A 16,256-nucleotide genomic window follows, 5' to 3' on the forward strand; every position below is an offset into this window, starting at 1 on the left:
TAATAAATATCGTATCCTATTATGCAGACAGGCAGCGGCATATGCCCGCGTCTTGCGCCGGACCTATGCCGGTGCCCATCTGTAAATTTTAGAACAGGGAGGTGCACAAAGTTATGAAGAGAACGTTCCAGCCGAAGAAGCGTCAGCGCTCCAAGGAGCACGGCTTCCGTAAGCGTATGTCCACGTCCAACGGCCGCAAGGTACTTGCACGCCGTCGCGCTAAGGGTCGCGCTAAGCTGTCTGCTTAATGACAGCCTGTAAAGGGAGTATTCAGACTTCCCGAAAATTCGCGCCAGCGGCGCAAAAGAGTTCGTAACGAGCCGCATTCGTGCGGCTCGTTTTTTCGTTTACGGGCAACACCACTCCAGCCGTCGGTGGAGCGGTCATCCTATTTAGGGTGCAGTCCATGCAGCGAAAATACGGTATTCCGGTTCGGATTTTACTGACCGAAACGAACGAAACAGTAAAATCAGCTTTGCAAACCATCAGATGCAAAGAAAAAATACGTTTTTTTCGAGGGCATCAGGAAAAAACGGGAGCATCAGAAGATGAAAAAAACAGTATCCTTAAAGGAAAACCACGAATTCCGCCGATTGTATCATCGTGGTGTGTCCACGGCAGGAAAACACGTTGTGATCTACTGCCGCAGGAACAAGCTCGGCTACAACCGGCTGGGACTCACCGTCAGTGCCAAGCTGGCGTGTGCGGTGAAAAGAAACCGCATCAAGCGTTTGTTTCGTGAGGCGTACCGTCTCAACGAGGACAAATTTGCCGACGGCATCGACCTTGTGCTGGTCGCACGGGTACGGGCCGTAGGCGCAAGTTATCAGGAAATCGAAAAATCGCTGCTGCGCGCCTTGAAGGACAACAAGGTTGCGGCAGCTCGGACATGAAGCGGCTGCTGCTGGCGATGATCCGGTTTTATCGCCGGTATATTTCTCCAAACAAACCGCCCTGCTGCCGGTATATCCCGACCTGCTCGCAGTATGCGATCGAGGCCATCGAGAAATACGGTGCACTCAAGGGCGGCTGGCTGGCGTTTAAGCGCATCTGCCGCTGCAATCCTTTCTCTAAGAGAGGACCCTATGACCCGGTTCCTTAATTCGTCCGAAACCACGCTTTCGGACGAGGAGGACATACCACGTCAAACGCGGATATGTCCCGGGCGAAAATCTGCGCGTCGCTCTGCGGCACACAGATTTTCTTTCTTGTATAAATTCCGAGGCACATGTCCCCGGAATTTATGGAAATTCGGAGAATTTCCGATGAAATACCGCCTTACGGCGGTAAAGTGAGGATTTTGCTTTGCAAAATCCTTTTCACTGTGTCGTTTTACAATTTAACATGGAGGTTTTTATGACCCTGGATCAACTTTCTAACCTGATCAAAGATCCGAAGCTGTTCGGTATTTTGATCGTTCGACCGTTCGGCCTGCTCCTGCAGTGGCTGTACAGCATTGTACAGAACTACGGTCTTGCCGTTATCCTGTTCGCGCTGCTGGTAAAGCTGGTCTGCATCCCGCTGACCATCAAGAGCAAGAAGAGTATGCTCGCCATGAGCGCGATGAACGCCGAGCTCCAGCAGCTGCAGAAGAAGTACGCGAACAACCGTGTCAAGCTCAACGAGGAGATGCAGAAGCTGTATGAGAAGCACGGCGTCAGCCCGATGAGCGGCTGTCTGCCCAACCTCATCCCGCTGCCGATCATGATGGGTCTGTACTACGCGGTTCAGCAGCCGCTGCAGTACATCGTCGGCCTGAGCCGCGAGACAGTTATCGCATTGGCGCAGATGATCGGTCTGGATCAGCTTGCGGGCGCAAACTACACCGTTCAGATCCTGATCGCCGAGAAGCTGAACGCTTTCGTGGACGGAAGCGGCCATTTCTCGGATGCTGTTACCAACTGCCTGCAGAGCGGCGAGACCATTTTCCCGCTGGATTTCCACTTCTTTGGTCTGAATCTGGCTGATACACCGTCTATCTCTCATCCGAGCATTATCTGGATCATCCCGATCCTGTCTGGTCTGACCGCATTCCTGTCCTCTTACATCATGCAGAAGATGCAGGGCACGCAGAACTCTGCGGCAGCAGGTCAGATGAAGATGCTCAACTTTATGATGCCGCTGATGTCGCTGTACTTTGCGTTCATTCTTCCGGGTGCGATCGGCATCTACTGGATCTTCAACAACGTATTTACCTGCGTACAGGAGATCATCCTCACCAAGACGCTCCGCGGCAAGCAGGAGGCCAAGCAGGCTGCTGAGGCTGCCCGCATCGAGGCAGAGAAGCAGGCCAAGCGTGAAGCACACAAGGCTGCACAGAAGCAGCAGTCCCAGAACGCAAAGAACAAAAAGGGGGACAAGTAAATCATGCAGAAGTTTTTAGAGGCTACCGGTGAAAACCGTGACGTAGCAGTCGAGAATGCCCTCAAGCAGCTCGGTCTGGAGCGCGACGATGTATCGGTAGAGGTACTCGAGATTGGCAAAAAGGGCTTTCTGGGTATCGGCGCAACGCCGGCACGCGTGCGCGTAACCTACGAAGCACCGGACATTCCGGCGGCAAAGCCGGAGGTTAAGAAGGAGGAGCGCAAGCCCGCGCCCAAGACCGAACCCAAGCAGCAGGAGAAGCCTGTTGTCAAGGCAGAAAAGCCGGCTCCGAAGCAGGAGAAACCCGCAGAGAAGCCGCAGAAGCTGTCCATCACCACGGATGATAACACGCCGCGTCTGGTAAAGGCTGCTCCGGCAGACTTTGTACCGGAAAAGCTGGAGTTTGAGCGTCCGCCGCGCCGTGAGCGCAGCGACCGTCCGCGCCGTGACCGCAGCGACCGCAATGGCCGTGACCGCCGTCCGCGCCGCCCGCGTGAGGACCGTCCGATCACACCGTCCGTTCCCAAGGAGCGTGAGCTGATCCCGGTTTCCGAAGCAGGCATGCAGCAGGCGGAAAAGCTGGCTACCGATTTTGTAACCGGTCTGCTGGCAAAGATGGGCGTTGAGGGTCAGGTTAAGACCCTGCCGCAGGTAGAGTGCGACCAGCTTCGTCTGGAGATTTCCGGTCCGGATATGGGCCCGATCATCGGCCGCCGCGGCGACACGCTGGATGCCATCCAGTACCTCGGCTCTCTGGTGCTGAATAACGCACTGGATGAGCACGTTCGTCTGTCTGTCGATACCGAAAACTACCGCGAGAAGCGCGCGGAAAGCTTGGAGCGCCTGGCCCGCAAGATGGCGATGAAGGTCGTTAAGGCGCATCGCTCCATGACGCTCGAGCCGATGAACCCGTATGAGCGCCGCATTATCCATGCCGCGCTGCAGGAATTCAACGGTGTGACCACCTATTCGACCGGCACCGAGCCGGGTCGCCGCGTTGTTATTGCGCCGGATAACAGCTATCGCAACCGTGACCGCGGTTAAATCGGGGTATTCGTTATGAACGATACGATTGCCGCAATTTCCTCCTCCGGCGGACCGATCGGTTTGATCCGCGTGTCGGGTGAACGCGCAATCGAAGCGATAAATGCCGTTTTTCAGGCGAAGAACGGCAAGCCGCTTACGGAAGCACCCTCGCAGAAGCTGGTTTACGGCACGCTGACGGACAAGTCCGGCAATGTGATCGACTGCTGCTACGCTGTCGCGCTGCATGCACCGCACACCTATACGGGTGAAACGATGGCGGAGCTGCAGTGCCACGGCTCGACAGCCGTGCTGTGTGCCGGCCTAGACGCTCTGTTCGCGCAGGGCGTGCGGCAGGCAGAGGCAGGTGAGTTTACCCGCCGCGCCTTCTTAAACGGCAAAATGGGCCTTTCTGAGGCTGAAGCCGTGCATGATCTGATCACCGCGCGCACCGCAGAGGCGGCGCAGAATGCGGCGGCACAGGTCATGGGCGCGGTCGGCTCTCCCGTGCAGCAGATGCGCGATGAGCTGCTCGGCATGGTGGCGCATTTTCACGCGGTCGTGGATTTCCCGGACGAGGACATTGATCCGGTGCTGTTCGAGGACGCGGCGGCGCTGCTGCACCGCACGACAAGCCGTCTGTACAGCATGGCGGAAAGCTACGAGCGCGGCCGTATTCTTAGAGAAGGCGTACCGTGCGTCATCCTCGGCAGACCGAACGCAGGCAAGTCCACGCTGCTGAACACGCTGCTCGGTCGCGAGCGGGCGATCGTGACTGATATTCCGGGCACGACCCGCGATCTCATCGAGGAGAATGTCAAGGTCGGGCAGATTTTGCTGCGCGTGACCGATACGGCGGGTCTGCGCAACACGGACGATCCGGTGGAGCAGGCGGGCATTGACCGGGCGATGGCGGAGGCTTCGGCTTCCTCGCTCATCCTGGCTGTGTTCGACGGCTCCAAGCCCATCAGCGACGAGGATATGCTCGTGCTGGCACGCTCGGCAGGCCACCGCGCGATCGCGGTTGTCAACAAGGTCGATCTGCCGCAGCAGCTGGATGAAAAGCTGCTGAAAAAGCACTTCCTGCATATCGTGCCGCTTTCTGCGAAAACCGGTGACGGACTGGATAAGCTGCTCAATCTTATCCCGCGAACCGTGGGTCTGGGCGACGGTGCGTTTGACGGTGCGCTCATCACTAACGCAAGACAGGCGGCGGCGCTGGCGCGTGCTGCCGAACGCTGTGAAGCAGCGCTGTATGCGGCGCAGTCCGGTATGACGCCGGACGCGGTCGTGATGGACGCCGAGGGCGCGATTACCGCACTGGGCGAGATCACCGGCGAAACCGTGACCGATGCCGTTGTCACCCGCATTTTCAGCGACTTCTGCGTCGGAAAGTGATGCTGCTGCAGCTGTTATTAAGAGAAATTGCACTTAAAATTCAGAGAGGACGTTTGCAATCTGTGCAAACGTCCTCTTTTATTTTGTGCTGAAATCGTGTATGATATATACTGTATGTCTACCGGATGATTGCAGGATGATTAACGGATGATTGCGAGTGAAAAATAGAATAAAAACCACTTGTGCACAACTTCTATCCGGCGGTATACGAGATATAGTGGATAACCAGAAAAATTGCCCTATATTCGACTACTTATTGTAATAATAAAATGAAAATAAAACTGCGTGTATAAAAATGTGGTCAAAAACTCACAAGTTATCAACAGTATCCACAGAGTTATCAACAGTTACGCACAGGTTTCACACAACCGAAATCACAGGAATTTTTTGAAAGGGGAGAGAGCGCCAATGACGGTTTTTTCGGCAGAGAGCTTTGATGTAGCGGTGATCGGCGCCGGTCATGCCGGTATTGAGGCGGCGCTGGCTGCAGCACGTTTGGGTGCAAAAACAGCGTGTTTTTCGATCAATTTGGACGCCGTAGGCAATATGCCGTGCAATCCGGCGATCGGCGGCACAGCTAAGGGACACCTTGTACGCGAGATAGATGCGCTCGGCGGTGAGATGGCGCGTGCGGCTGACGCGGCCTGCATCCAGTACCGCATGCTCAACCGCGGCAAGGGACCGGCAGTGCACTCGCTGCGTGCACAGGCCGACCGCATTAAATACAGAGAGTATATGAAGCACACGCTTGAGCGGCAGGAAAATCTGTTTCTCATGCAGGACGAGATCGTGTCCGTTGAGGTGGAGAACGGTGCCGTTTCCGCGGTTGTTACCGCTATCGGTGCACGACATCCGGTCAAGGCGGCTGTCATTGCGTCCGGCACATTCCTCGGCGGACGTGTGATCATCGGCGAGTACACCCGTGAATCCGGTCCGGACGGCATGGCGGCAGCCAAGCCGCTCACCGAGTCGCTGCGCGGTCTGGGACTGCGGCTGCAGCGGTTTAAGACGGGTACGCCGCCGCGCATCAATCGCCGTTCTATCGACTATACCGATTTGGCAGAGCAGGCCGGTGAGGATGAGATCATCCCGTTTTCGTTTGAGACCGACCACCCGCCGGACAACCGCGCGGTGTGTTATCTGACCTACACAACCGCGAAAACACATGAAATCATCCGCGCAAATCTGAGCCGTTCGCCGCTGTACGGCGGCCAGATTGAGGGCGTGGGACCGCGCTATTGTCCGTCTATCGAGGACAAGGTGGTGCGCTTTGCGGATAAGCCGCGCCACCAGCTGTTCCTTGAGCCGATGGGTCTGGACACCGAGGAGGTCTATGTGCAGGGCTTCTCGTCGTCCATGCCGTTCGACGTGCAGCGCGAGATGCTGCGCTCGGTCAAGGGATTGGAGAACGCGGAGATTATGCGGCCGGCGTACGCCATCGAATATGACTGCATCGACCCGCTGGAGCTGCGGCCGACGCTCGAGACGAAAAAGGTGCCCGGACTGTACGGCGCAGGCCAGTTCTGCGGCTCGTCCGGTTATGAGGAGGCGGCGGCGCAGGGATTGGTTGCGGGCATCAACGCCGCGCTCAAAATCAAGGGGGAGGAGCCGCTTATACTCGACCGTGCGGACGGCTACATCGGTACGCTGATTGATGATCTGGTGACGCGCGGCACGAGCGAACCCTACCGCATGATGACCTCACGCTCGGAATACCGCCTGCTTCTGCGGCAGGATAACGCAGATGAACGTCTGGTGCCGATCGGTGTTCGAGTTGGCTTGAATTCGCCGGAACGCGGCGAAAATGTGCGTAAAAAGTACGAAGCAGTGCAGGCAGAGATCGACCGCACAGCCTCGGTTGGCGTGGCGCCGAGCGATAAATTGAACGGCTTTCTTGCGGGTAAAAACTCTACACCGCTCAAGGCGGGCTGCAAGCTGATCGACCTGCTGCGCCGCCCGGAACTCAGCTATGCGGACCTTGCAATGTTCGATCCTGAGCGTCCGGAGCTGCCCGCTGTTATCCGTGAGCAGGTGGAAATCCGCGTCAAATACGCGGGTTATATCGAGCGCCAGATGCGTGATGTGGAGCAGTACCGTAAGCTGCAGAGCCGCCCGCTGCCGCTCGATCTGGACTACAACGAGGTGGACTCGCTGCGACTGGAGGCACGCCAGAAACTGAACGCCGTCAAGCCGCTGAATTTCGGTCAGGCGGTCCGTATTTCGGGCGTTTCACCGGCGGATATCACGGCACTGATGATCTACATCGAGACCCATAAAAAGGAGGAAAAGGCATGACCGAACGCGAGCTTTTGACCGCCGGTCTGCGCGAGCTGGGAGTCGCAGAGTGTCCGTCTGCAGCGGACAACTTACTGCGTTATTCCGAGATTCTGCGCGAGAAAAACAAGGTTATGAATCTGACTGCCATTACCGATCCGACCGAAATCGTGACCCGGCATTTCCTCGATTGCGCGGCACTTGCACCGTATATGCCGCAGAATGGACGCGTGCTCGATGTGGGAACGGGAGCCGGTTTTCCGGGCATGCCGCTGGCGATTCTGTGCCCGCAGACCGAGTTTGTGCTGCTCGATGCACTGCGCAAGCGCATTGATTTTCTAAATGAAGTCATTGCCGATCTGGGTCTGACCAACGTCACGGCGGTGCATGCCCGTGCGGAGGATTACGCCAGAGACAACCGCGGCACGTTTGATCTGGCGGTGTCGCGTGCGGTAGCCGATCTGCGCGTGCTGAGTGAACTGGCACTGCCGATGGTCAAGGTCGGCGGTGCGTTCCTCGCCATGAAGGCCGAGGACTGCACAGAGGAAGTTGAAACAGCGGCAAATGCCCGCACGGTTCTCGGTGCGCCGGACGCTGAAGTGCTGCACTACACTGTGCCGTTCGATGAGGTTTCCCGCGCCATCGTGCGCCTGCAGAAAACGCAGGAAACACCGGAAAAGTATCCGCGCCGCTTCAAGAAAATACAGACTTCGCCGCTGTAAATCAGGCGAGAAATATACGGAAAGTACCCCTCTGTACGGAAAATTACAGAGGGTATTTTTTGTCCGAAAATAGGGGAAAATATAGATATCAGGTAGAATTTGTCATGTTTTCGTCGGATTTTGCAGATTGCGCGGTCGATTTTACTTGTAAATATGTAATTATATGGTAATCTATTACCAAGGGCGACATTTCTGCTGATGGTGCGGCAGAGATAAGCGCGAATAAAATGAACGATAAGACGAATTGGAGAGTGGTTGACCATGATGTCTGTATTAACGCTGGTTTCCGGCAAAGAGGATCGCACGCTGCGGCGTATTCGCGTGAGTGAGATTGCGCGCAATCCCAATCAGCCGAGGAAATACTTTGATCCGGAGGCAATCGCGCAGCTGGCAGAGAGCATCCGGCAGTACGGCGTACTCAATCCGCTGACCGTACGGCGTGCGCCCGGAGGCGGTTACGAGCTTGTGGCAGGGGAGAGAAGGCTGCGCGCTGCGCGTGTTGCGGGGCTTAACGATGTACCGTGTCTGCTGATTGCGGCGGATAACGAGGATTCCTCGGCGATTGCGCTCGTGGAGAACCTGCAAAGGCGTGATCTGGACTTTTTCGAGGAAGCCTATGGCTTCAAGCGTCTGATCGATCAGTACGGACTGACGCAGGAGGAAGCCGCGCGCAAAGTGGGGAAAACACAGTCCGCGGTGGCAAATAAGCTGCGTCTGCTGCGGCTTTCTCCGCAAAATATGGAATTGATTCGCAGTGCGAACCTTACAGAGCGGCACGCGCGCTGTCTGCTGCGTCTGCGTGATGACGAGGAACGGATGAACGCCACACACTATATTATCGAGAACGAATTAAACGTCAGCCGATCGGAGGAGTATATCGAGAACCTGCTGGAGCAGAAAAAGCATCCGGAGTTAGCGGAGCCGCCGCATAAGGATAATGTTGTGCGGCTTATTAAGGATGTGCGGTTTTTCCTGAATACGCTCAATCGGGCGGTCGGCGTAATGGTAGACGCCGGAATCGGTGCAACCGTAGACCGGCAGGAAAACGAGGATGGAATTACGCTGACAATCAATATTCCGCACGCAAAGAGCTGATGTTTCACGTGAAACACTTTTGTTCCACAGGAGGGCGGATTTTGTTTCACGTGAAACATTTAATGGTCGCTTGTGAAGCGAACCTGACTTGCCTGCCCGGCAGGGGCACAAGAGGGTAGACACCTACGGTTTCCACCCTCTTGTGAAGCACCCCTTTCCCTTTAGGAAGCACGGCGAAAATCGGAGAGCGGCAACTGCTGCGAAAAAGGGGAACGGCAGTTGGATTACTCTTGTATGACTTTCGTAGACTATTCGCAGTTCACAGATAATGTACTGCTACACATGTCAGCTACTCTACGCAGGCGCGACATGACAGTGTCGCGCGATCTTTTTACGTGCTGTTACGGACAGCACTTCTGGGTAAAGTTGGAGAAAGTCGGAAAGCGTGTAGAAGTATATATAATAAGGTAAGAGAGCCGAACGGCTCTCTTTTGTTTCACGTGAAACAAAAGCCGGTTAATTTACCAGTTGTATCCTGTAAAACGGCAAAATACTTGATGTTTCACGTGAAACAGCTGTAAAAATACTGCGATTGCTTTGCAATTAAAAGTGCAATGTGATATAATGAAATCCGTAGAAAAAAACCATGGACGAGAGGAAATGACTATGGGGAAGATTATCGCGTTTGCCAATCAAAAGGGCGGCGTGGGAAAAACTACAACCGCTATCAACCTCGCGGCAGCGTTGTCGGAGCGCGAAAAGCGCGTTCTGCTGTGTGATTTCGATCCGCAGGGCAATGCAACCTCCGGTTTTGGCGTGGATCCGCGCTCACTGGAAACCTCGATTTACGACCTGATTGTAGCCGACCAACCGGATGTCAAGAGCGCCATCGTATCGACTAAGTGGGTTGATCTGCTGGGCGCGAATGTTAATCTGGCGGGCGCTGAGTTGGATTTGATTGGAATGTCCGACCGAGAGTATCGTCTGAAAAACGTACTCGATCAGGTGAAGGACGATTACGACTATGTATTTATCGACTGTCCGCCGTCACTCGGTCTGCTGACTCTCAACTGCCTGTGTGCAGCCGACAGCTTTCTGGTGCCGTTGCAGTGCGAGTATTACGCGCTTGAAGGTCTGAGTCAACTGATGACGACCGTGCGCATGGTAAAGAAGGCGCTCAACCGCAAGCTGGTGATGGAAGGCGTGCTGCTGACTATGTTTGACGGACGCACCAATCTGTCGATTCAGGTGGTTGAGGAAGTGAAAAAGCACTTCCCGGGCGAGGTATTCTCGGCTGTTGTGCCGCGCAACGTGCGCCTGAGTGAAGCACCGAGCCACGGCAAGCCCATAACAGCTTACGACAGAATGTGCCGCGGCGCAGAGGCTTATCTGGCTCTTGCGGACGAGATTCTGAAGAAAAATGACCGAAAGGGGAGAAGCTGATGGCAGGCGCAAAAATGGGTCTGGGCGGCGGCTTGTCCAACCTTTTCGGCAGTGATACCAGCGATTTAATGGAAGAAAGTCTGGATAACGGCATAAAAAACCTGCCTTTGGCAAAAATCGAGCCGAATCCCGATCAGCCGAGGAAGGCCTTTGATCAGGTATCTCTGGACGAGCTGGCAGAGAGCATTCGCCTGCACGGCGTCATCACACCAATCACGGTACGCAAGGGCGAGAAGGACGGCTACTACCAGATCATTGCAGGTGAGCGCCGCTGGCGTGCAGCACGTCAGGCAGGCTTAGAAGACATTCCTGCGATGGTGCTTGAGGCCGAGGAAGACGAGGTCATGGAGCTGGCGCTGATCGAAAATCTGCAGCGGCAGGACCTAAACCCGATCGAAGAAGCCGAAGGTTATGAGCGTCTGATGAAGCAGTTTGGACTGACGCAGGAGCAGGTTTCCAAGCGCGTGGTCAAGTCACGTTCGGCGGTAGCAAATGCACTGCGTCTGCTGGCTTTGCCGACCGAGGTGCGTACGATGGTCAGCGAAGGCGAAATCTCCGGCGGTCACGCGCGGGCAGTCCTTGCGGTAAACGAGGAGGATAAGCGCGTAGAGGCAGCCAGACAGATGGTCGGCCTGTCGGTCCGTCAGTCGGAGGCGCTGGCCAAGCGCATGAACAAAAAACCGGTCGAAAAGCCTGAGCAGCCGCTTGAGGTTTCCGTGGACTACATTGCCGAGCTGGAGAAGGAGCTGGAGGGCGTCCTCGGACGCAAGATCAGCATTCAGCAGGGTAAGCACAGCGGCCAGCTGACGTTGGAATACTACGGCGCAGAGGATTTGGAGCGGCTCAGTGAAGCACTCCGAAACCTGCGTGTATAAAGGAGGCAAGCAATGGACGAGCAGAATAAGCAGCCGGAACAGAACAAACCGGAGAAAAAGCTCAGCCGCACCACGCTGACCTTTTATATCGTCGGACTGTTTTCTGTAGCAATTGCGCTGATTCTGATCAGCTATGTGGCGCAGTCGCGTGCGGACAAGCAGGTCGAAAACCTGAGCTCGCAGCTGACACAGCAGCAGACCGTGGCACAGGGCGCAACCCAGAAAGTGGAAGATTTGCAGAAGCAGTACGACATGCAGAATACTGCACTGGATAAGGTGCGCAAGACGCTCGACAGTGAGCAGGCGGCAACCGATGTAGTCGGCGCGACCGAGCGGCGTATGGAGGAGCGTGAGGTGTATCAGTACCTTGCGCAGATCGGCGTTTCTCTGGCGGCTAAGCAGACCGCGGATGCCCGCAAGACCTATGACGAAATGCTGACGAAATACAGCGAAGAGCGTTTGCTGGGCAGCAGCGAGGATGGCTTTGATGAGAACATCAGCAAACTGTTCCAGTCGGCCAAAGCGACACTGGAGCAGGCTGAGCAAGCGCAGGATGCAGAGCCGAACGACACGGCAGAATAATATGTATATAATGTAAAAGGAGATATAGAAACAATGCTGGATATCAAATTTGTCCGCACCAATCCGGATGCGGTAAAGGAAAACATCAAGAAGAAGTTCCAGGACGAGAAGATCCCGATGGTTGACGAGGTCATCGAGTTTGACGCGAAGTACCGTGCAGCCAAGACCCGCTGTGACGAGCTGCGTGCACAGCGCAACAAGAAGTCCAAGGAGATTGGCGGTCTGATGGCAAAGGGCCAGAAGGAAGAGGCCGAGAAGATCAAGGCCGAGGTTAAGGCAATGGCCGATGAGATGACCAAGCTCGAGGAGGATGAAAAGACCTTCGCTGAGGAAGTCAAGAACCGTATGATGGTTATCCCGAACATCATTGACCCGTCCGTTCCGATTGGCAAGGACGACTCCGAGAATGTTGAGATTGAGAAGTTTGGCGATCCGGTCGTTCCGGATTTCGAGGTTCCGTATCACGTTGATATTATGGAGTCCTTCGACGGTATTGACCTCGATGCTGCACGCCGCACCTCCGGCAACGGCTTCTACTACCTGAAGGGCGATATTGCCCGTCTGCATTCCTCCATCCTGTCCTACGCACGCGACTTCATGATCGACCGCGGCTTTACCTACTACATTCCGCCGTTCATGATCCACGGTGATGTCGTTAAGGGCGTTATGTCCTTTAAGGAAATGGAGAACATGATGTACAAGATCGAGGGCGAGGACCTGTACTTGATCGGTACCTCCGAGCACTCCATGATCGGCAAGTTCATCGACACCATCAACGATGAGGAAACCCTTCCGCAGACCCTGACCAGCTACTCTCCGTGCTTCCGTAAGGAAGTCGGCGCACACGGCATCGAGGAGCGCGGTGTATACCGTATTCACCAGTTCGAGAAGCAGGAAATGGTTGTTGTCTGCAAGCCGGAAGAGAGCAAGATGTGGTATGACAAGCTGTGGCAGAACACGGTTGACTTCTTCCGTTCGATGGACATTCCGGTTCGCACGCTCGAGTGCTGCTCCGGTGACCTGGCTGACCTGAAGGTTAAGTCCTGCGACGTAGAGGCGTGGTCTCCGCGTCAGAAGAAGTACTTCGAGGTCGGCTCCTGCTCCAACCTCGGCGACGCACAGGCTCGCCGTCTGGGCATCCGTGTCCGCGGCAAGGAGAATCCGAAGGAGCTGTACTTCGCACACACGCTGAACAACACCGTTGTTGCACCTCCGCGTATGCTGATCGCATTCCTCGAGAACAATCTGCGTGAGGACGGCTCGGTTGCAATTCCGAAGCCGCTGCAGCCGTATATGGGCGGCATGACTGAGATCCGCAGAAAGTAATTTATCTTACTATAGAAACTATAGAAAAAAGGAGAGATTCCAATGCAGGTTGGTATTAAGGGTGAGAAGAAGTTCATCGTAACCAAGGATCAGCTGGCATGCAATGTAGGCAGCGGTCTGGTATCCGTGTTTGCCACCCCGATGATGATCGCAGCTATCGAGAACACTGCAGCAGGCAGTGTAGCTGGTGAGCTGGAAGAGGGTAAGACCACGGTCGGCACGCTGGTAAACGTAAGCCACGTTGCCGCTACGCCGGAGGGCATGGAGGTTCGCATCGAGACCGAGCTGACCGAGATCGCGCCGAACGGCAAGATGCTCACCTTCAAGGTTGCCGCATATGATGAGGCAGGCCTGATCGGTGAGGGCACGCACCAGCGCGCTATTGTAGCGAAGGAGCGCTTTGAGCAGAAGGCACAGAGCAAGCTGTCCAAGTAAAAATAGGCAAAAGAAAAACGCTGTGGAGAGATTCCACAGCGTTTTTTTGCTGGTGCGGGTAACAGGACTTGAACCTGCACGTCGAGGACACCAGAACCTAAATCTGGCGCGTCTGCCAATTCCGCCATACCCGCGGGTGAGATTAGTATACCCTTTTTGCGGGTATTTGTCAATCTTGATGATGGTGCTCATCGGGAGTGGGACGCTTGCGAAGCGAGCGGAATCTGCGCTGACGCCGCGCGGGCGCACAAAAGGGTAGACACCTGCGGTTTCCACCCTCTTGAGAATCACCCCTTTCCCTTGGATAGCCTGGCGCAGATTACCGATATGTGACCGCTCCGAAAAGGAGTACGACAGAGGATTTTTTCTACCGTATCTTTCTCAACCTGTTCGCAGTGTCAGATACATTACTGCTACACAGGTGATTTCATTTACGCAGGCGCGGCATAGCAGTGCCGCGCAACTCTTTGGCACGTTGTAACGCACGGCACCTGCGGATTAAGCATTTGGTACAATTTATCCTCGTAGGTGCTGTCTATCATAACGCGCTAACGAATTGCGCGGCACGGTCATGTCGCGCCTGCGTAGAGTAAACCGTATGTGTAGCAGAACGGTATCCGGCACTGCGTATAGGTTTCGGCATGGGAGCACACTGTGCTCCCCTACGGAAGAAAAAATCCTCTGCCGTTCCCCTATTTCGCAGCGGTCACATGTCGGCAATCTGCGCCAGACTAAGAAATAAAGGGAAACGGGAGTTAAGAGGGTAGAAACCGCAGGTGTCTACCCTCTTGCCCCTGCCGCGGGTGCGGCGAATCCTGCATGAGCAAACTCCTACGCAAAACTAAGGATTCCCCCTTGCAATCTGCGCTATTTCGTGATATATTGTTAGTTAGTAAAAGCTAACCAGCTCGGGTACAAAAGGAGCATTACACCCATGTTGAAAATTACTCTCGGCGTTGACGGCATGATGTGCGGCATGTGCGAAAGCCATGTCAACGATGCGGTTCGCAAGGCATTTCCTGTGAAGAAGGTCACTTCCTCTCACGGCAAGGGGCAGACGGTTATCCTCACTGAGCAGGATCTCGATGAGCAGGCTGTCCGCGATGCGGTAAACGCTACCGGCTACACCGTTACGTCCTTTTCCAAGGAGCGATATGAGAAAAAGGGACTGTTTTCCTTTCTGCATAAATGAGCAGAGTAAGGCCGCCTTGCAGCGGCTTTGCTTTTCAACACAGGTTAGCAAAATCTAACCTAATAAACCGATATATACCAACGGAGGAAATCGCAGTGCTGGAAACTCTGCTCAAACCGAATACCGGCGCATCGCTGTCCGGCTGCGTACGCTGGACCCAGCCGATGGATGGCGTGCACGTGTGCGATTTTGACTGCGCGCTGACCGTGCCGCCGGCCATGCCTGCGGAGCCATCCGAGGTGCCGTGCGAGGTGCTGTTCTGCCGGCAGGGCGGTCTGCGGCTGACCATGACCAATGGGCGGCAAGTGTTCCTGCATGAGCACGAGGTACTGCTGCTGCTCGGCGCAAGTGTGCAGAGCCTTTCGGTCGCGGACGGATTGTTCAGCGGTGAGCTGGTGCTCATCGAGCAGAGCGCAGCGGCACCGTGCCGTCTGACGGTCAACGCAGCACGAATCAAAGCACGAGTCACTCCGCATCTGGGCTGCGTAGTGCTGCGCAGCGCGGTGTGGATTGATAATCTGGCTGCGGCACTGCAATCCGTCCCGGAACGGGACAGAGCCGCTTACAGTGCAATCAAAGCCATTGAGCTGCTGTACCTTATCAGCACAGACAGTCCGCTGCTGACGATACCGCCGGAATCCGTCTCCCGCGATCACTATCTGACCGATACAGTGAGGCAGGTACAGGAGTATATGGTATCGCACCTGTCCGACCCGCTTACAATCGACCAGCTGTCTGCACGGTTCCGCATTTCGCCGACCGCCCTGAAGGATATATTTCGGCAGACCTATGGTCGTCCGATTCACCAGTATCTGCTTGAAAAGCGGGTGCAGCATGCTGCCGAACTGCTGCATCGGAGTCCGCTCTCCATCGTGGATATTGCGGCGGCGGTCGGCTATAACAGCGCCAGTCAGTTCGGTGTGGCGTTCAAGCGCCGCTATCAGCTGACGCCCTCGCAGTACCGCCGACAAGCTCGAAAAAGTTAGCAAAATGCAACTATTTTGATGATAAAACTAAAGATTAGCGGCAACAAACTGCAAAAATGTCCGATTCCGTGTGTTTCATGTCTAAAGCTGTGCGACAAGCAGGGAAAATTGTGATATGATAATCGCAAACAAAAAAACACACCATGTTTGGAGGTGTACTGTATGAAGCAGCATCGTTTTTGGGCATGGGCCGCGTTGTTCTGCATGGTAATGACGATGATTACCGGCTGTAAGCGCAAGTGAGATTGATAGGAGGAACATATTATGAAGAAGATTTACAAGGACATCGCCGTATTTGTTGGTGGCACTCTGTTCGGTTCCGCAGGTATCAAGCTGCTGAGCAGCAAGGATGCTAAGAACGTATATACCCATGCTACCGCAGCGGTTCTTCGCATGAAGGATACCGTTATGAATACCGTTGACTGCGTTAAGGAGAACGTCGGCGACATCCTCGCTTCCGCAGAGGAGATCAACGAGAAGCGCGCTGCTGAGGCAGAGGCTGCTGCTGTTGAGGATGCAGATATTGAGGTTGAGCTGACCGATGAGGACCCGACTGCTGCTCCGGTTGAGGCATAAGAACCTGTCGCCAAACCGTGGTTTG

17 protein-coding genes and 1 tRNA gene are annotated in these 16,256 nt (G+C 55.1%); 17 read left to right on the forward strand and 1 reads right to left on the reverse strand.

What is annotated here, in order from left to right; all coding sequences use genetic code 11:
- Window positions 1–113: 113 nt before the first annotated feature.
- The 14 genes from rpmH (at window position 114) to DWZ82_RS06960 (ending at window position 13,477) form a co-directional block, all read left to right on the forward strand.
- Complete coding sequence (gene rpmH / locus DWZ82_RS06895; protein ID WP_110435757.1) at window positions 114–248, forward strand: 50S ribosomal protein L34; 135 nt, start codon at window positions 114–116, stop codon at window positions 246–248.
- A 300-nt stretch (window positions 249–548) separates the two neighbouring features.
- On the forward strand, window positions 549–893 hold the full coding sequence (gene rnpA, locus DWZ82_RS06900) for a ribonuclease P protein component (RefSeq protein WP_110435756.1): 345 nt from the start codon (window positions 549–551) through the stop codon (window positions 891–893).
- A complete protein-coding gene (gene yidD / locus DWZ82_RS06905) occupies window positions 890–1,102 on the forward strand; it encodes a membrane protein insertion efficiency factor YidD (protein WP_117491172.1) in 213 nt (70 codons plus the stop codon). Before rnpA ends, yidD begins: the two co-directional genes overlap by 4 nt.
- Before the next feature lie 254 nt (window positions 1,103–1,356).
- The gene (locus tag DWZ82_RS06910; RefSeq protein ID WP_158574658.1) at window positions 1,357–2,364 is read left to right on the forward strand and encodes a YidC/Oxa1 family membrane protein insertase; all 1,008 of its coding nucleotides are present in this window, start codon (window positions 1,357–1,359) and stop codon (window positions 2,362–2,364) included.
- 3 nt (window positions 2,365–2,367) lie between these two features.
- Window positions 2,368–3,408, forward strand: coding sequence for an RNA-binding cell elongation regulator Jag/EloR (gene jag, locus DWZ82_RS06915; protein WP_118479720.1), 1,041 nt, complete (start codon window positions 2,368–2,370; stop codon window positions 3,406–3,408).
- A gap of 15 nt (window positions 3,409–3,423) precedes the next feature.
- On the forward strand, window positions 3,424–4,785 hold the full coding sequence (gene mnmE, locus DWZ82_RS06920; RefSeq protein WP_110435752.1) for a tRNA uridine-5-carboxymethylaminomethyl(34) synthesis GTPase MnmE: 1,362 nt from the start codon (window positions 3,424–3,426) through the stop codon (window positions 4,783–4,785).
- Between the two features lie 408 nt (window positions 4,786–5,193).
- Complete coding sequence (gene mnmG / locus DWZ82_RS06925; protein ID WP_118479722.1) at window positions 5,194–7,080, forward strand: tRNA uridine-5-carboxymethylaminomethyl(34) synthesis enzyme MnmG; 1,887 nt, start codon at window positions 5,194–5,196, stop codon at window positions 7,078–7,080.
- A complete protein-coding gene (gene rsmG, locus DWZ82_RS06930; protein ID WP_118479724.1) occupies window positions 7,077–7,781 on the forward strand; it encodes a 16S rRNA (guanine(527)-N(7))-methyltransferase RsmG in 705 nt (234 codons plus the stop codon). The genes mnmG and rsmG overlap by 4 nt, the downstream gene beginning before the upstream one ends.
- A 261-nt stretch (window positions 7,782–8,042) precedes the next feature.
- Complete coding sequence (locus DWZ82_RS06935; RefSeq protein ID WP_243022901.1) at window positions 8,043–8,876, forward strand: ParB/RepB/Spo0J family partition protein; 834 nt, start codon at window positions 8,043–8,045, stop codon at window positions 8,874–8,876.
- Window positions 8,877–9,482: 606 nt separating this feature from the next.
- Window positions 9,483–10,259, forward strand: coding sequence for a ParA family protein (locus DWZ82_RS06940; RefSeq protein ID WP_110435749.1), 777 nt, complete (start codon window positions 9,483–9,485; stop codon window positions 10,257–10,259).
- Window positions 10,259–11,134 (forward strand): ParB/RepB/Spo0J family partition protein, encoded by an 876-nt coding sequence (locus tag DWZ82_RS06945; RefSeq protein ID WP_118479726.1) that lies wholly within the window; start codon window positions 10,259–10,261, stop codon window positions 11,132–11,134. The genes DWZ82_RS06940 and DWZ82_RS06945 overlap by 1 nt, the downstream gene beginning before the upstream one ends.
- Window positions 11,135–11,146: 12 nt before the next feature.
- Window positions 11,147–11,716, forward strand: coding sequence for a hypothetical protein (locus DWZ82_RS06950; protein WP_118479728.1), 570 nt, complete (start codon window positions 11,147–11,149; stop codon window positions 11,714–11,716).
- A 33-nt stretch (window positions 11,717–11,749) separates the two neighbouring features.
- A complete protein-coding gene (serS, locus tag DWZ82_RS06955) occupies window positions 11,750–13,042 on the forward strand; it encodes a serine--tRNA ligase (protein ID WP_116705073.1) in 1,293 nt (430 codons plus the stop codon).
- 42 nt (window positions 13,043–13,084) lie between these two features.
- The gene (locus DWZ82_RS06960) at window positions 13,085–13,477 is read left to right on the forward strand and encodes a thioesterase family protein (RefSeq protein WP_118360559.1); all 393 of its coding nucleotides are present in this window, start codon (window positions 13,085–13,087) and stop codon (window positions 13,475–13,477) included.
- Between the two features lie 50 nt (window positions 13,478–13,527).
- Here the strand turns inward: DWZ82_RS06960 and DWZ82_RS06965 are convergent.
- A tRNA-Leu gene (locus DWZ82_RS06965) sits at window positions 13,528–13,611 on the reverse strand.
- Between the two features lie 800 nt (window positions 13,612–14,411).
- Here DWZ82_RS06965 and DWZ82_RS06970 point away from each other — a divergent pair.
- The 3 genes from DWZ82_RS06970 to DWZ82_RS06980 all read left to right on the forward strand — a co-directional run bounded on the left by DWZ82_RS06970 (window position 14,412) and on the right by DWZ82_RS06980 (window position 16,231).
- Window positions 14,412–14,669 (forward strand): heavy-metal-associated domain-containing protein, encoded by a 258-nt coding sequence (locus tag DWZ82_RS06970; RefSeq protein WP_116705072.1) that lies wholly within the window; start codon window positions 14,412–14,414, stop codon window positions 14,667–14,669.
- Between the two features lie 95 nt (window positions 14,670–14,764).
- Window positions 14,765–15,655: a helix-turn-helix domain-containing protein gene (locus DWZ82_RS06975; protein ID WP_158575116.1), complete on the forward strand. Its 891-nt coding sequence runs from the start codon at window positions 14,765–14,767 to the stop codon at window positions 15,653–15,655.
- 264 nt (window positions 15,656–15,919) lie between these two features.
- Complete coding sequence (locus DWZ82_RS06980; protein WP_116705070.1) at window positions 15,920–16,231, forward strand: DUF6110 family protein; 312 nt, start codon at window positions 15,920–15,922, stop codon at window positions 16,229–16,231.
- Window positions 16,232–16,256: the final 25 nt, after the last annotated feature.

This window comes from Butyricicoccus sp. AF35-5AC (assembly GCF_003477715.1).
Lineage (GTDB): Bacteria > Bacillota > Clostridia > Oscillospirales > Butyricicoccaceae > Agathobaculum > Agathobaculum butyriciproducens.